Source organism: Maribellus maritimus (assembly GCF_022267315.1).
GTDB lineage: Bacteria > Bacteroidota > Bacteroidia > Bacteroidales > Prolixibacteraceae > Draconibacterium > Draconibacterium maritimum.
In genome coordinates this window covers 132,180-147,786 of record NZ_JAIKLE010000002.1, presented here as the reverse complement: position 1 = coordinate 147,786, position 15,607 = coordinate 132,180, and the positions used below count along the sequence as shown (strand labels likewise).

The window sequence follows — 15,607 nt, the reverse complement described above, 5'->3', positions numbered from 1 at the left end:
TGAAACCATGCCGGAAAACACCCTGCAGAAGAAATTCAAGTTTACAGTTTCCCTTCTTTTTTTTATATGCGGGAGCCTTTTTTTTCCATCTGTAATTTCGGGACAAAACCTTTACGGAAAAATCGTCAACGAGCAAAATGAAGCCGTACCTTATGCCACAATTTTTGTTTCAGAAACCCGTGAAGGAACCATTTCAAATGCCAATGGGAATTACAGTCTGAATCTTGAAAAAGGCACTTATCATTTTTTAATTCGGTCACTTGGATATCAGCAAATTGAAAAAGAGATAACGTTGGCTTCCGACTCTCTGCTTTTTGACATCGTACTGCTGCAGCAGGAATATCAGATAAAAGAAATTAAAGTTTTTCCGGGAAAAGAAGACCCGGCCTATTATATTATCAGGAAAGCAATGGCAAATGCGGCCTATTTCCGTGAAAAAATAAAACATTATGAAGCCAATTTATATATAAAAAGCAATTTTACATTTACCAATATTCCTAAACTTTATCAAAACCGAATAGAGATAAATGATAAAAAACTTAAAGATGCTTTTAAGGAGGATGTAACCTATGTTATCGAATCGCAAAACAAAATAACTTATGATTATCCTGAAAGTTATAAACAGGAAGTGATAAGTAAAAAAACATCGCTTACTGGTTTTGATGAACCTCCGATGATGGGATTAATGACGTCTACTTTTTATGAAGAGCGACCAAATCAGGTTATTTCACCCCTTTCAGCAACAGCGTTAAACCACTATAATTACGAATACCAGGGCTTTATAACGGTTGGAAAATTTGATGTTTTCAAAATAAAAGTTGAGCCCAAACGAAAAAGCGACGAATTGGTTTCCGGGACCATATACATTGTAGATAAACTCTGGTGTATTTACAATATAGATTTTAATGCCCGAATCGAATTTTTTCACTACCGGATTAAACAACAATACGAAAATCTTGGAAATGAAAACTGGATGCCGGTTTCACATATTATTAACGGCGACTTTTCTCTGCTCGGCTTAAAAGGCGAATTTTATTACGGAGCAACTTTACAATACAAATCAGTTGAAGAAAACGAACCGGTTTCCAGTCAAACAGCAACAAAAGAACCAACGAACACACAAAAAAGAGAGGTAAATAAAAAAGAAATTGAACTAAGAGATGAAGTTGCGCGCTTAAGTTCAAAAGATGAATTAAGTAATAAAGATGTTCGTAAAGTTGCACGTTTAAACCGCAAAATTTTAAAAGAGCAGTACCAGGATTCTACTTTTGCTTCTTCCTACAACAGCAATTACAACATTGAAGAAAGAAAAGACACACTTGCGAGTGATACTTTTGCCTGGGATTCCGTCAGGACAATTCCCTTAACACCGGCTGAAATTAAGAGTTATGCCATGAGTGACTCACTGGTAAAAATGAAAACACAAAAACCTGATTCAACCGCCGATTCAAAAACCGGCTTCAAAAATTCGGTAGCAATGAAAATTTTTACCGGATATCCTGATTTATACAGAGATTCAATGGTTCGGGTCAGTTATCCGGGATTACTTGCAACAGAAAATGCCGATTACAATGCGGTTGACGGGTACAAATACAAACAATCCGTTCGTTTTTTTGCCGATTTGGATTCAGGGAAATATGTCAGAGTGACACCTGAAATGGGTTATGCCTTTAACCGCAAAGCCATTTTCTGGTCGGTAAATTCGCGTTTTCAAAATCTTTTGGCAAAAAACAATCAACTGGAAATATCATTTGGAAAAGAAAGCCGGGATTTTAAATTTAACGACCAGGGGATTAACCCCGACCTAAACTCAATCAGCTCCTGGTTTTTTGGCGAAAATTATATGCGACTGTACGAAACCGGATTTTTCCGTTTTAATATGGCCCAAAAAGCATTTAAAAGTTTTTATCTAAAAGGCCTGGTCGATTACAACCACTTTTCTCCGTTAGAAAATAATGCGAGTTACTCTTTGTCCGACAAAAAAGAATATTCGCCTAATATTCCAAAGGGATTGGATATAAACAGCCCTTTTTTGCAGGAACAGAAAAGTTTGGTTTATGCCCTTGGTTTGAGCTACCGAAAATACCAGCGAAAACCCTGGCTACAAAATTCCGGTTTCCTGATGATTTCTGATTTTTATGATTTTCTGCTTTCCTACAAACAAGGAGTTAAAGGAATTGTGAATTCAACGTCAGACTTTAGCCGCCTTGATTTTAAATTCCGGCACCAGGCCAACCTCACTCCTACTTCCGGAATTGACTGGCAGTTGAGCACGGGGTACTTTTTTAACGCCAATCAGTTGCATTTTTCTCAATTCAAACACTTTCAAATATCCGAAATTATTGTTCCGTTTAAAAACTTCACACACACTTTTCAATTGCTGAACGATTATGAATTCAGCACCAGTGATAAATATATCAATGCGGGTTTTGAATTCCGGACAGAATACCTGTTGATACGTTATTTATCGCTTTTTAACAAACGTACATGGAGCGAAAGTTTTCATTTAAACTATCTGAGCACTCCAACTCTGAATAATTACTGGGAAGCGGGTTACAGTTTAAATAACCTCTTTTTTGTAGGTAACTTTGGCGTTTTTGCCGGTTTTAGTGAAAGCAGTTTTGAAAGTATTTCTGTTAAATTTTCTATCGCCGGTTTCTAATAATTCTTCGGAATGCAATTTTTCAACTTCATCATAAAACAGGATAAGCTAAAGTGCACTTTGCAAAAAACCTGAGTAAAAGAAACCAATTGTTCTAAAATAAAAAAATCCCGACACAAACTCCACCTGTCGTATAAAACAAACAATCAACAACTTAAAATATCATTGAACTTTCATAAACAAATCCAGGCTCAGACATAATTTGTTCTCATGGAATTTTTCAGGGGTAGGGAAATTTCATAAAAAATGAGGATTGTGAAGGCTCTGGTCAATCTCTACTTTTGACTTTTCCTAAAAGATGTTCCTATGATTAAAAATTTTTATGCCCTTTTTATATTGATTTTCTTTTGTTCCGAAATTCCGGCCCAACAAAAAACAGAAAAAGAACCGCGGTTAAAAATTGGCGGCTACGGAGAAATAACCTATCAACGATATAACTATTCGGCAGACTTTAACCGTTACACCTATCCTGAAAATTTTACCGAAAATGAAAAACGGGCTCAAACCGATGTTCCTCATCTTGTTTTTTCACTCGAATATCTTTTTGACAATAACTGGAAACTGGGTTCAGAAATTGAATTTGAACACGGAGGCACAGCTTCGGAAGTTGAAATAGAAGCAGAAGAATTTGGCGAATATGAACAGGAAGTTGAAAAGGGTGGCGAAATCATTCTTGAGCAATTTTGGCTGGAAAAAAGTTTTAGTTCTCGATTTAATATTCGCGCCGGGCATGTTATTGTTCCGGTTGGGATAACAAATTACCAACATTTACCAACAGAATATTTTACGGTTTTGCGGCCGGAAGGAGAAAATACAATTATCCCACAAACCTGGCACGATAACGGTATCAGCGTTTACGGGCGTCTTGGAATGTGGCGCTATGAAGCCCAGATTATTAATGGTTTAGATGTTGATGCATTTGGTTCGGCAAACTGGGTAAACGGCGGGAGTGTTTCACCTTATGAGTATAAACTGGCAACCAATATGGCCGGAGTAGTCAGAATCGACAATTATTCGGTTAACGGACTACGCTGGGCACTTAGTGGCTACGTGGGGAACAGTGCGCAAAACAGTTTAAAGGCCGACCGGTATGCAGAGTCAAACGGAACAGTGCTTATTGGTTCGGCGGAAGCAGAATATAAAACACACAACTTTTTAGCCAGAACAAATCTTATTTACGGGAATTTGTCGGAGTCGGCAGAAATATCAAAAATCAACAAAAATTTGCCCAATGCGGCGCCCTCGCCACACACCGATGTAGCGAAAAATGCTATGTCGGTGTTGGTGGAGGCCGGGTATGATATTTTTTCACTTGTGCCTGCACAAAACGACAAACTTTTTCTTTTTCTCCATTATACCTATTACAACTCAATGCAAAATACTGTTGAAGGTATGCTTGCTGATAAACGCTACAAAAGAAACTTGTATACAGCCGGGATAAACTATTTTCCTCTCCCCGAAATCGGAATAAAAGCGGAGTACAATATGCGTGTTTTTGAAGCGCCTTACAACCAGGAAAATACTTTTAGCATCGGCATTGTATTCGCTGGAATATTTAACCATTAAAATATATTACGATGAAAAAATGTATCAATAATTTAGTGTTGCTGAGTTTGCTCTTGTTTGTTAGTTATTCGTGTGATAATGACAACGACATAACAGGCTCGGAACAAGACAATCTTCTGACTGAAATACTAACAGATTATACGGATAAAACGGTAATTGCCACCTATACTTCCATGGCTGACAATTCAATTCTGCTGACAACTGCACTGGAAGCCTTTGAAGACGGAATCACCGATGATGAAGTGGTTGCTGCTGCCGATGCATGGAAAGATACACGTGAACACTGGGAGAAAAGTGAGGCTTTTCTATTTGGACCTGCCGCATTTAATAACCTTGACCCGCTGCTCGACACCTGGCCCCTGGATAAAAACCAACTTGACCAGGTTTTAACTGATGTTGAAAGTGGAGAAATAGAAATGAGTGCCGGCTATGTACGCGATAATCTTGGAGCCTCTTTACGTGGTTTTCATGCTGTTGAATACCTGTTGTTCAGGGACGGACAGGCAAGAACCGGAGCCGATATAACTGCAACAGAATATAGTTATTTAAAAGCTGTAGCCCTTATTCTTGCACAAGACTGTATTACTCTTGAATCGTGGTGGGTTGGCACCGACAATCTGAATGCAAACAAACAAAGCATCCTTGCAGAAGCAGAAATAGAAACCGGTGACGCATTTGGTGATGAAATAAAAAGTGCCGGGCTTGCCGGAAGTCGCTACAATACACAGTTCTCGGCTGTTGAAGAAATTATTCAGGGAGCGATGGATATTGCAGATGAAGTCGGGAATGCAAAAATCGCCGATCCGGTTGAATCAAAAAATGTTTTGGATGTTGAATCATGGTACAGTTGGAATTCGCTGACTGATTTTAAGAATAATATCAGAAGTATTGAAAATGCTTATCTGGGAGGAGCCGATGAAAACAACCGCGGAACAAGCATTTCTGCTTTTGTTGCCGGCGAAGATGCAGCGCTCGATACTGAAATAAAAACAAACATTGCAACAGCACTTTCCAAAATCGATGCAATCGGAGAACCTTTCAGAAATAATCTTGACAATGAAAGCGGAACTTCCGAAGCAATTGCTGCCTGCACAGAACTGTTCAACTCCTTGCAAAAAATCAAAAATCTCCTTCAGTAAAATTAAAAACCAAACCAAAAATGAAACTATCTTGTATAAAAAACATCTTTTTATTTACCGTTGTTCTCCTTTTTGCTTCATGTGTAAAGGATGATAGCATTGGGACACCCGAAGATGAAGTTCTCGCAGAGGAATATTATTCAGGAGGAATCAACGGAACTGTTTTTAACGAAACATCAAAATGTTTCGAACAACCGTCGCCTGCTATTTCAGATTTGAATGCTTTTCTAAATGGAGAAGCTTTTTTTGAAGGTACTTTTGTTTCAGATTCCGATGTACCTTTTGGAGGTCTGGGGCCTGTTTATATTAAAACATCTTGTATTTCTTGTCATCCCGGATATGGAAGAGCACAACGTGTCGACGATTTCTCGGTTGACCATGGAAACGGATATATTGCCTTTGTACATATGCCTGACGGATCGATTGTGCCCGGATTTACGGTAATGTTACAAACACATGCTGTTGCACCTTTTGTACCTCCTGCCGAAGGAGTTGACATTACATGGAATCAGTTTGTAGATGAATATGGGAATAAATATCCTGACGGAACGCCATACAATGCAGGGAAGGCAATTGAAGGGACATTGATTTACCCAACTGCCGAACTTATAAATTGTATTATGGATTTACCGGCAGGCTATAAAGTTTCCATCGAAGCAACAATAGGAATCTACGGAACCGGTTTACTGGATGCCATTGCCGATGAAAGTATAATTGATGAATACGAACGGCAACAGGCGATGGATGGCGTTATAAAGGGGCAGCACGGACCGTGGATTACCGAAAGCTTTGACGGGAAACAACACCTGGGAAAATTTACCTGGCATTGCAGTCGGGCTACCTTACAAAACGGACCTGGATACAACGCATTGTACAGTATTTCAAATATTACAAGGGAAGACCGTCCCAATCTTTATGCGACTACTCAATGGATAGAAAAACAGCACGAACTCGGGATAGATACCACCGGACTACATGGCCCACAGAAAGCAGAACTCTCTTATGATGATTTGCTTGATTTTATGGTCTGGCACAGAGGACTTGCTGTTCCTGCCGCCCGAAACCTCGGTGATCCTGATGTGCAGCAAGGCAAAAATCTTTTTTATGAAGGGAAATGTGCAGAATGCCATAAACCTTCATGGACAACAGGAGATTACGAATACATTCCCGAATATTCAAACCAAAAAATCTGGCCATACACCGATCTTCTGATGCATGACATGGGAGATGAAAACCAGGGCAGATTTCGTACATACCGCACACCTCCGTTGTGGGGACGCGGATTAATGAACAAAGCAGCCAACCATACGGATATGTTTCATGATTTGCGTGCCCGTAATTTTGAAGAAGCTATTCTCTGGCATTTTGGAGAAGCTGAAGATTCACGTGAATTTTTTAGAAACCTGGCAAAAGAAGACAGGGAAGCGTTAATCCTGTTTTGTGCATCAATATAAATTGTTCGATGGAAAGAAAAATAACAATCGTACTCATGGTCGCTTTTCTTTTATTATCCTGCGGTAAAGAAGAAAACAAAATCATCTCTTTTTCGCAGGATATCGCCCCATTTCTGGAAATTACATGCACTGCATGTCACTACGGAGGAAGGCAGGAGCCAAATCTTCATGAAAATGTAAGTTACAACCAACTTACAGAAGGCGGATATGTGACTCCGGGAAAAGCAAACCAAAGTGCAATTGTTATTCAACTTGAAAACGGACACCCCGAAAATATTGACATCCCTTCAAGCCAGATAAAAATTTTAAAAGAATGGATAAACCAGGGAGCGACTAATAACTAAAATAGAATGATGAAGAGGTCGATGTGCAGAGGATTATTATTGATTTTTTTGATTGTTTTTTTTGCATCTTGTACAAAAGAAGTAGAAACAGTTCCAACTAAAATTGAAGGAGAAAAAGCCGGTGGAGAAACAACAGTTTATCTGCAAAGCAGCACCGCCATTTCAAGCCCGGCCCCAAATTTAACTGCCAATAATCTTGAAAAACATTTAAAAGGAGACGCCGCTTTTGAAGATATTTTTGTTTCCGGAGATTCACCTGTAAACGGCGGACTTGGCCCCATTTTCAACAACAATTCCTGTATCTCCTGTCACCCGGGCGACGGTCGTGCAGCCTTCCCAATCCAGCTTAATGATATCAGTGGATTTTTCTTTAAAATAAGTGTACCGGGTACGGATGAAAACAATGGCCCGGCACCGGTCGAAGGATTTGGAACCCAGTTGCAACATCAGGCCAATTATGGTTACGCTAAAGAAGCAGAAATGGCCATTGAATATGAAAACATTGAAATGATTTTTGATGATGGCACCGCAATAACATTAAAAAAACCGGTTTATTCCATTATTAATCCTTACACAGCCTTACCTGCAAATGTAATGTTATCTCCCCGAATTGGAATGCCTGTTTTTGGACTCGGACTTCTGGAAGCAATCCCGGAGGATGATATAGTTGCCAATGCAGATATGAATGATATGGATGGCGACGGAATATCCGGAAAACCAAATTATGTATGGGACCCTGTTTCGGAAACGACCGCTCTTGGCCGTTTTGGATGGAAAGCCGGAACCCCCAGTGTTTTGGTTCAGTCGGCCGGAGCCTACAACGAAGATATGGGAGTTACAAATCCGGTAAAACCTGTGGAAAGTTCCTATGGCCAAACCAATGGCGACAACGCCGAGCATGCGGTTGAGCTTGATATGGAAACCCTCGAAAACGTTACTTTTTACGCCATGACACTTGGTGTGCCGGCCGGAAGAAATTTTGATGACCCGGAAGTTGTACAGGGTCGAAAATTGTTCGAAAAAATAAACTGCACTGCCTGTCATGTTCCATCATTTAACACCGGTCACTTTGAAGGTATCCCGGAAATAAGTAATCAGAAAATATATCCCTACACCGACATGCTTTTACACGACATGGGCGACGGTCTGGCCGATAACAGACCCGAGTATCTTGCAAATGGCAAAGAGTGGAAAACAAGACCACTGTGGGGAATCGGGCTTACGAACCTTGCCAATGGACATACCCATTTTTTACACGATGGAAGAGCCGCCAACTTAACAGAAGCAATTTTGTGGCATGGTGGAGAAGCTGAAAAATCGAGAGATGAATTTATGAAACTGAGTAAATCGGAACGCGATGCCTTACTCACTTTTCTAAATGCACTTTAAAATGAAAATTCTTATTTTAAGCATATTGGCTCTTCTGTTTTTTGCTGAATTTCACACAAAGGGAACTCAACAAAAAGAACAATTTCCTTTTTACAAAAATGAATTTTCAATGCTCCCGGCGACAAATAAGGAAATTGCAGATGACAGTACCATGTTAGTTGTAGACAGAGCACAAAATCCGCTCTTTTATTGCCGTAACATATTTACAGAAGTTTGCAGCACCGGAGAATGTAAACCCGCTGAACTTACTCTTTACTGGGATATAACCGGAAATTTCCTCGGTCTTTCAATACCTGAAAAAAAGCCTTTAACAAAAATCGGGCATGAAAAATTTAACAAAAACGACTACTATCAGCTTTTTACCGTATTAAATAATCCCTTTTCAAAACTCAAAGAAACAGATGAAGAAAAACTGGTTCGACTGAATGCACAAAAAACAGATGCGACCAGCGGCGCCACTATTTCTGTCAAAAATGAAACACTGGTAGCTGGTGGAGCTTTTACCTGCTTTACCTTATGGAATATCGTTTACCACAAGAAGAACAGCCTTGTGATGAATATTCATGAAACCATACATCCCGGATTTAAAAATGATAAAAATACAAACGATTGGAAAACCTATTTTTCAGACATTCAAAATACACATCCCAATGAATTAACTATCGCTTTAAATACAGCAGATCAACAAAAAGTATTGCGTAAATTTAGTATTCAAACATTGCTAACAGAAAAATTACAAAACCTCTCTCCCATTCAGATTTTGTTAATCAACAATTATCTTAACCGGCAAAAATATGTTTATCCGGAAGCAAAAGAAGAGCTAAAAAATTGCAAAAAGCTGCAGGAAATATTTAAAAATATGGCAGGCCTTTCTGTTTCGCCGGAATAACTTTTTTGAGTATAGTTAGTTGATATAACAATAATTTGTACATCCTCATTTATTATGATAGCGGTTGGGAAATAAAAACTATTTTATTGCTTCCTCGGGTGTTATTAGTTTATTCATTAAAGCATAAACCGTAAGCGCTGACACAGTTTTAACCCCAAGTTTTTCAGTAATATTTTTCCGATGGGTAATTACCGTATTGATGCTGATATACAGTTTATCTGCAATTTCCTTGTTGGCCAATCCTTTTGCAACTTCTTTCAGCACTTCCGTTTCCCGGTCACTTAAAATATCCTCGGCACCGTTTACTGTTGAAGTATCGTCTTTTTCGCTAAAAAAATCCTGGAATTTTTCAAGTATTTCCTGCCGGTTGTCACTATTAAGCACAAAATGGCTGCACGGACAATTTTTAATCACCCGGTTACCAATAATCAATATCTTACTTTTACTGTATTTTTTTGCGATATTCAGAAGGTACTCCGATTCCGGTTTTACCAATAATGACTGTTCTATGATTAAATACGATTTTGAACCTGGCGGAATAACCGAATCAAGCTCATCCAAATGAGCAAGTTCCTTGTACTCCGGCTCTATACCGATTACGCTTAAGAATGTTTTAATCCCAAGCCGTGTTAAAACCTGCGAAACTGCAATAATTACAGTCATTTTCTTAATTTGATACGCCACTTTTTTTCAGAATACTTTGTTCAAAAGATTTGACTTTGGGAACCAGCACTTTCTCCTCAATACGCGAATGGTCATTCAAATCAATTTCAACCCGGAACAATTCAGTAAGTAATTTCTGTACCAATTCAACGTTATCGTGCGGAGGCAGATATTTAATAATCAGGTTTTTAAGATCATTAAGTTTTATTTCGAGGTTATCATGTTGTCTTTCGTATTCCTCAATCGGCTCATTAATAATTCTTTCAATAAGTTCTTCGGCTACATTCCCGGAATCGATAGCCTGTCCAATTTGCTCTATGTATGGAAAAACATCCTCCTCTTCGTGTGAAAAATGCAAATCAATTTCTTCTACATATTTTTTAAAAAAATCATCAAGTAACTTGATGTTTTTACTGTTCTCTTCCGGAGCAGAATTCATCAACTTATCAATAAATACCTGAATTTCAGGTATTTTAACTTTCTGAAAATAACGATGTGTATTAACCAAATAAGCTATGATATCGGAAAATGAAAAGTCTCTCAGTTTTTCTGTTGGAAAATAATCCCGGTTATGGTAAGCATTCACAATCTCAAGAAAAAACCATGTATTTATGTTATATTGCCGACATACTTCTTCAACCGTTCTATTCCTAAAACCGTATTTTATACCGAATCTTCCCAGTACCGGTATTAATAAATAATTATGATAAACGATGTCGGCCATTTTCATTTGTGCCGAAAATAATGTGTATTTACTCATTAAACTAAATTTTATGATTACGAAGTAAACAATAAAAATAAATCCTTAAAATCCCAATTTGTTGCTATTTTTTACCCTCGGTACATTATCAAATAATAAGAACTACTAAAATGGACAGAAAGAAATTTGGCATCTGTATGAAAAGAGATAAATTAGCAACTTCCGATTAAAAATATAAAAGACCAAAACGTGAAAATAAAAAAATTAAAACTTCATTGGCAAATACTAATTGCATTAATCCTTTCTGTGCTTTTTGGATATTTTGTACCCGATGGGGTTAAATATGTTGCCTGGATGGGCGATATTTTTCTCAGGGCTTTAAAGATGGTTATTATACCTCTTATTTTTAGTTCTATAATTAGTGGTGTTACGAGTATGGGCGAAGGAAAAAACCTCGGCAGGCTGGGACTGAAAACACTCACCTACTATTTGGGAACAAGTACACTTGCCATTGTTACCGGCTTGTTTGTTGTAAATATTGTAAAACCCGGAGTAGGTGTTGAAATGGGGTTTACCCAATCGGTTGAAGGTTTAGCTGAAAATGCAGGTTCGGTAAAAGATATTTTCTATCGTTTGATTCCCGACAACATTGTTGATGCAATGGCGCAGGGCTCTATTTTATCTGTGATTTTCTTCGCAGTAATTTTTGGTTTTTTTATCACCAAAGTAGAAGGAAAATATAAAGATTCGCTGACTACTTTTTTTAATGCTGTTTTTGAGGTAATGATGAAAATAACCTTGTTCATCATAAAATTTACACCATTTGGAATTTTTGGTATTGTAGCAAGCGAAGTTGCCCGAAACTCTGATCAGTTAGCAAGTATTGCCGGAAGTTTGGCCATTTACAGTCTTTGTGTTTTTGTTGCTCTTATGATACATGCTTTTGTTTCCCTGCCTTTAATTGTTCGTTTTATAGGAAAAGCCAGGCCGTTTGCCCACATGAAAAATATGATTACCCCGCTGCTAACCGCATTCTCCACATCTTCATCAAGTGCAACATTGCCGCTGACAATGGATGCTTTAGAGAATAACAGCGGAGTATCAAATAAAATATCAAGTTTTACATTGCCGCTTGGAGCCACAATAAATATGGATGGTACAGCACTTTATGAGTGTATTGCGGCCATGTTTATCGCACAGGTTTACGGCGTGGAACTGAGTATTGCACAACAGGCTTTGGTCGTAGTTACGGCATTGCTTGCATCAATTGGTGCAGCCGGAATTCCAATGGCCGGACTGGTAATGATAACTGTTGTATTAACGGCAGTAGGGCTGCCCCTGGAAGGAATAGGATTAATTCTGGCAGTAGACCGGATTCTGGATATGATTCGTACTTCTGTTAATGTTTGGAGCGACAGTTGTGGCGCAGTAACCATCGCCCGTTCAGAAAATGAGGAAACCAGTGTTGCTATCTAGCACTTTTTTGTAGGCAAAAAACAGGATTTAATCTGCAAAAGAAAACTTATCATCTACAAACAACAATTGCAGAATTAATTGTATAAGTGGCAGAAAGTCAGTATTTTTTTCAGAGAAAAAGTTTACCATTGTGTAATAGTTACAATATTGGTTAAATGAAAATCTTTAAATATCGGATTTTAAACCACATTCTTTTTTGGATATTTATTTATGCATTTTATACCATACCTTTTATTTTGTCGTATGGTTTTGAAACAGATGCATTTATAAATATGATTTATTTGCCGTTTGATGTTTTCACGGTTTATTTTGTTATCAGTTTTTTGATTCCTCGTTTTTTTATCAAAAACCGTAATCTTCCTGTACTTTTAATTGGCGTACTAACTGCTTTTACAATCAATATTCTTATTTCCAGATATATCAATTTCGTAATACAACCGCGGCTTGGATTTTGGGTAAGCCGGAAAGCTTTAACCGTAGAACTCTTTTACTCACTTCTTTCCAATTTTATGATAGTTGGAACTGCCTCCGCACTGAAATTGTTTAGTTACTCTACAAAAATACAGCTCAACCAATCGGAACTGGAAAGAAAAACAGTACAATCTGAACTAGGTATATTACGCTCTCAGGTAAATCCGCATTTTCTGTTTAATGTTTTGAACAACATTGATGCATTGATTTTCGAAGATAAAGAGAAAGCTTCAAATGCCATATTTCTGCTTTCAAAAATTATGCGTTACATGTTACAGGAATCTGCCGAAGAAAAAGTCAGGTTGGATAGGGAACTAACTTATATCGAGGATTATCTTGAACTGGCCAAGCTAAGTTTTGAAAATCCTAAATTTTTAAAATTTGAGACAACAGGCTCCTCTGCCGGCAAATTGATTCCGCCGCTTCTGTTTATACCGATTATCGAAAATGCGGTAAAACACTGCAATAAACAGGTAAAATCACCCGGCATCCAGATTTCATTCAAAGTTGAAAATGAATTTATTGAATTAAAAACCTCAAACCATGTCAAACGAAATGATTTCAAATTACCTGATAACAGTAGCGGTAACGGACTGAAAATTGTGAAAAAAAGACTAAAACTCATGTACGGAGAAAATTTCATTTTTGATATTAATCGCGATATGGATAAATTTGATGTTTACCTAAAAGTACCTTTATCATGAAAATGAATTGTATTGCCGTTGACGACGAAATTTTAGCCCTGAAAAAAATAAAAAGGTACGCTGATAAGATTGATTATTTAAATCTGCTGGGAACTTTTGACAATGCCCTCTCTACATTTTCATTTCTTCGTGAAAATAAAATCGACCTTATTTTCCTCGATATACAAATGGACGAATTTACAGGTATCCAGCTTCTGGAGACGATAAAAGATCCACCCTATGTAATTTTAACCACAGCCTACGATGAATATGCTTTAAAAGCCTACGAATTGGACGTGATGGATTATCTTTTGAAACCCATTCCTTTTGAACGTTTTGTAAAAGCTGTGGAAAAAGTATATGCCCGTTTCCTGAGGGAGGCCTCCCACAAAAACCACCAGACTTCAGGTGAAATTCATCAAACTGTAACAGCTCCTGATTATACTTTTATAAAATCAGGGAATAAAACGGTGAAAGTCTATTTTAATAAAATTCTGTACATCGAAGGGATGCGTGATTATCTTCAAATTCACACAGAGGATAGCAAAATAATGACCTTGCTAAATTTCAAAACAATTCAGGAAGTTCTTGATCCAAAAAAATTTATCAGGGTACACAAATCGTATATCATTGCCATCGATAAAATCGACTACATTGAAAATAACGCCATAAAAATAAAAAACAAACTTATTCCCGTGAGCAACAGCTACAAAGTGCCATTTTTCAATATGTTGAATAAAAAGAATTTTATTTAAGCAAAACTTCGTGTATCCTGTAATTTATTCAGGCCTCCATAAGATTTATCTCTCAGTTATCCGACGAAATACTCTTATTTTCATTTTTTTGAAAAGAGTAGCTTCAACAATTCTCAGCCAGCCAAAAATTTCACATCTTTTAATATTTGAAATTTTATTGAAATCCCTATTTTTGCACCTGTTTGCAAAATCAGAAAACCTAACAAAATGGAATTAAAAAAATTGAAATTCGTTGTTTTTTTACTGGCCATTTTAATTGGTCTTACCAATTGTAAAAGAGATAACAATGACATCGTTTACAATAAAAAGTACATCGATGCGATAAAAAAGGTCAGAAAAGATTTTAGCTTTTACCTGACAAGCAATTCTATCCCTGGAGGATCAATTGCCATTTCAAAGGGAGGAGAAATCATTTACTCCGAAGCCATGGGGCTTGCATCAAAAGATTTGGATGTTCCGGCGACTCGCAATACCAAATTTAGAACTGGTTCGTTAACTGAGCTTTTTACCTCTCTTACTTATCAGTTACTTGTTGAAAAAGGGACACTTCATCCCGATTCTTCTGTGCAGTATTACATGCCTGAATTCCCCGAAAAAAAATATAAAATCACACTGGAAAACCTCGTTAATAACACTTCCGGAATTCACCCGGAACGAGCCGGTGAAGAATACAAAACCAAATTTAATCTTAATCTGCAAAAAGGAATTGACTCCTTTAAGGACGACTCTTTGATGGCAGAACCAGGATATTATCAGTATGCTTCTTCATTGAATTACAATCTTCTTGGCGCTGTAATGGAAAAGGCAACCGGTAAAAATTTTGAAAAAATTGTTCAGGAATTGGTAATCGATACTTTACACCTGGAAAATACAGTTTTTGATCAACCCCTTGGAACGATAAAAGGAAGGAGCGATTTTTACGATCATAATATTGTTGCATTACTCATCAATGCCACCTCCGTTGATTTACGTTCACAGGCTCCTTCAAAAGGTTTATTGTCAAATGCAGAAGATCTGGTAAAATTAGGAAACGCTTTTTTGTTCTCAGATTATATTTCTGAAGACACAAAAAACCGGATTTTTACTCTTTCGGAATTAAAATCAGGATTTCTGGCCCAAAACAGCAACGGCTGGATGATTCTTGAGGATAATTACGGAAGGAAAATTTATGCCAGAACAGGTTCTGTTATTGGTGGTGGAGCTACCATCCTCATTTTTCCGGAAGAAGAACTCATTGTGGCCTGCACGGTCAATGCCACAATGAGTATGCAGGAGCCACCGGATTATAAAATAGCAACTTATTTTTTACCGGAACCTGAAAAGCCTGAGCAATCAGCCGGTGAGGCTTCGAATTCAGCTGCATCGGATAAATAATTCGGGGTTTCTCTAAAAAGTTATAAATTAGGGTTGAAAATA

At 37.7% G+C, this 15,607-nt stretch carries 13 protein-coding genes; 11 read left to right on the top strand and 2 right to left on the bottom strand.

Translation table 11 applies throughout. From position 1 onward, the window contains the following. The first annotated feature begins 7 nt into the window (after nucleotides 1–7). The 7 genes from K5G00_RS02695 to K5G00_RS02665 all read left to right on the top strand — a co-directional run bounded on the left by K5G00_RS02695 (nucleotide 8) and on the right by K5G00_RS02665 (nucleotide 9,443). Complete coding sequence (locus tag K5G00_RS02695; RefSeq protein WP_238764112.1) at nucleotides 8–2,662, top strand: DUF5686 and carboxypeptidase regulatory-like domain-containing protein; 2,655 nt, start codon at nucleotides 8–10, stop codon at nucleotides 2,660–2,662. A gap of 306 nt (nucleotides 2,663–2,968) precedes the next feature. Beyond that, on the top strand, nucleotides 2,969–4,228 hold the full coding sequence (locus tag K5G00_RS02690; RefSeq protein WP_238764111.1) for a hypothetical protein: 1,260 nt from the start codon (nucleotides 2,969–2,971) through the stop codon (nucleotides 4,226–4,228). Nucleotides 4,229–4,239: 11 nt separating this feature from the next. Further along, nucleotides 4,240–5,367: an imelysin family protein gene (locus tag K5G00_RS02685; RefSeq protein ID WP_238764110.1), complete on the top strand. Its 1,128-nt coding sequence runs from the start codon at nucleotides 4,240–4,242 to the stop codon at nucleotides 5,365–5,367. A gap of 20 nt (nucleotides 5,368–5,387) precedes the next feature. Next, on the top strand, nucleotides 5,388–6,821 hold the full coding sequence (locus K5G00_RS02680; RefSeq protein ID WP_238764108.1) for a di-heme oxidoredictase family protein: 1,434 nt from the start codon (nucleotides 5,388–5,390) through the stop codon (nucleotides 6,819–6,821). Between the two features lie 8 nt (nucleotides 6,822–6,829). Continuing rightward, nucleotides 6,830–7,165: a hypothetical protein gene (locus K5G00_RS02675; protein ID WP_238764107.1), complete on the top strand. Its 336-nt coding sequence runs from the start codon at nucleotides 6,830–6,832 to the stop codon at nucleotides 7,163–7,165. A gap of 6 nt (nucleotides 7,166–7,171) precedes the next feature. Further along, complete coding sequence (locus K5G00_RS02670; RefSeq protein WP_238764105.1) at nucleotides 7,172–8,554, top strand: di-heme oxidoreductase family protein; 1,383 nt, start codon at nucleotides 7,172–7,174, stop codon at nucleotides 8,552–8,554. A 1-nt stretch (nucleotide 8,555) separates the two neighbouring features. Further along, the gene (locus tag K5G00_RS02665; protein WP_238764103.1) at nucleotides 8,556–9,443 is read left to right on the top strand and encodes a hypothetical protein; all 888 of its coding nucleotides are present in this window, start codon (nucleotides 8,556–8,558) and stop codon (nucleotides 9,441–9,443) included. 78 nt (nucleotides 9,444–9,521) lie between these two features. Here the strand turns inward: K5G00_RS02665 and K5G00_RS02660 are convergent, their stop codons facing one another. Both K5G00_RS02660 and K5G00_RS02655 read right to left on the bottom strand, forming a co-directional pair. Then, nucleotides 9,522–10,106 (bottom strand): response regulator transcription factor, encoded by a 585-nt coding sequence (locus K5G00_RS02660; protein WP_238764101.1) that lies wholly within the window; start codon nucleotides 10,104–10,106, stop codon nucleotides 9,522–9,524. Nucleotides 10,107–10,110: 4 nt separating this feature from the next. Continuing rightward, entirely contained in the window at nucleotides 10,111–10,866 is a 756-nt protein-coding gene (locus K5G00_RS02655; protein WP_238764100.1) for a hemerythrin domain-containing protein, read from the bottom strand. A gap of 189 nt (nucleotides 10,867–11,055) precedes the next feature. Here K5G00_RS02655 and K5G00_RS02650 point away from each other — a divergent pair, with 189 nt between their 5' ends. The 4 genes from K5G00_RS02650 (at nucleotide 11,056) to K5G00_RS02635 (ending at nucleotide 15,565) form a co-directional block, all read left to right on the top strand. Continuing rightward, nucleotides 11,056–12,282 (top strand): dicarboxylate/amino acid:cation symporter, encoded by a 1,227-nt coding sequence (locus K5G00_RS02650; RefSeq protein WP_238764097.1) that lies wholly within the window; start codon nucleotides 11,056–11,058, stop codon nucleotides 12,280–12,282. 155 nt (nucleotides 12,283–12,437) lie between these two features. Next, complete coding sequence (locus tag K5G00_RS02645; RefSeq protein ID WP_238764096.1) at nucleotides 12,438–13,457, top strand: sensor histidine kinase; 1,020 nt, start codon at nucleotides 12,438–12,440, stop codon at nucleotides 13,455–13,457. Next, nucleotides 13,454–14,191 (top strand): LytR/AlgR family response regulator transcription factor, encoded by a 738-nt coding sequence (locus tag K5G00_RS02640; RefSeq protein ID WP_238764093.1) that lies wholly within the window; start codon nucleotides 13,454–13,456, stop codon nucleotides 14,189–14,191. Before K5G00_RS02645 ends, K5G00_RS02640 begins: the two co-directional genes overlap by 4 nt. A gap of 207 nt (nucleotides 14,192–14,398) precedes the next feature. Next, a complete protein-coding gene (locus tag K5G00_RS02635) occupies nucleotides 14,399–15,565 on the top strand; it encodes a serine hydrolase domain-containing protein (protein ID WP_238764091.1) in 1,167 nt (388 codons plus the stop codon). The last annotated feature ends 42 nt before the right edge of the window (nucleotides 15,566–15,607 follow it).

What these genes read in the sequence shown, in the direction of transcription:
- K5G00_RS02690 (WP_238764111.1), top strand. Translation starts at nt 2,969, where the DNA reads ATGATTAAAAATTTTTATGCCCTTTTTATATTGATTTTCTTTTGTTCC.
- K5G00_RS02670 (WP_238764105.1), top strand. Translation starts at nt 7,172, where the DNA reads ATGATGAAGAGGTCGATGTGCAGAGGATTATTATTGATTTTTTTGATT.
- K5G00_RS02660 (WP_238764101.1), bottom strand. Translation starts at nt 10,106, where the DNA reads ATGACTGTAATTATTGCAGTTTCGCAGGTTTTAACACGGCTTGGGATT.
- K5G00_RS02640 (WP_238764093.1), top strand. Translation starts at nt 13,454, where the DNA reads ATGAAAATGAATTGTATTGCCGTTGACGACGAAATTTTAGCCCTGAAA.
- K5G00_RS02675 (WP_238764107.1), top strand. Translation starts at nt 6,830, where the DNA reads ATGGAAAGAAAAATAACAATCGTACTCATGGTCGCTTTTCTTTTATTA.
- K5G00_RS02635 (WP_238764091.1), top strand. Translation starts at nt 14,399, where the DNA reads ATGGAATTAAAAAAATTGAAATTCGTTGTTTTTTTACTGGCCATTTTA.
- K5G00_RS02680 (WP_238764108.1), top strand. Translation starts at nt 5,388, where the DNA reads ATGAAACTATCTTGTATAAAAAACATCTTTTTATTTACCGTTGTTCTC.
- K5G00_RS02685 (WP_238764110.1), top strand. Translation starts at nt 4,240, where the DNA reads ATGAAAAAATGTATCAATAATTTAGTGTTGCTGAGTTTGCTCTTGTTT.
- K5G00_RS02665 (WP_238764103.1), top strand. Translation starts at nt 8,556, where the DNA reads ATGAAAATTCTTATTTTAAGCATATTGGCTCTTCTGTTTTTTGCTGAA.
- K5G00_RS02695 (WP_238764112.1), top strand. Translation starts at nt 8, where the DNA reads ATGCCGGAAAACACCCTGCAGAAGAAATTCAAGTTTACAGTTTCCCTT.
- K5G00_RS02645 (WP_238764096.1), top strand. Translation starts at nt 12,438, where the DNA reads ATGAAAATCTTTAAATATCGGATTTTAAACCACATTCTTTTTTGGATA.
- K5G00_RS02655 (WP_238764100.1), bottom strand. Translation starts at nt 10,866, where the DNA reads ATGAGTAAATACACATTATTTTCGGCACAAATGAAAATGGCCGACATC.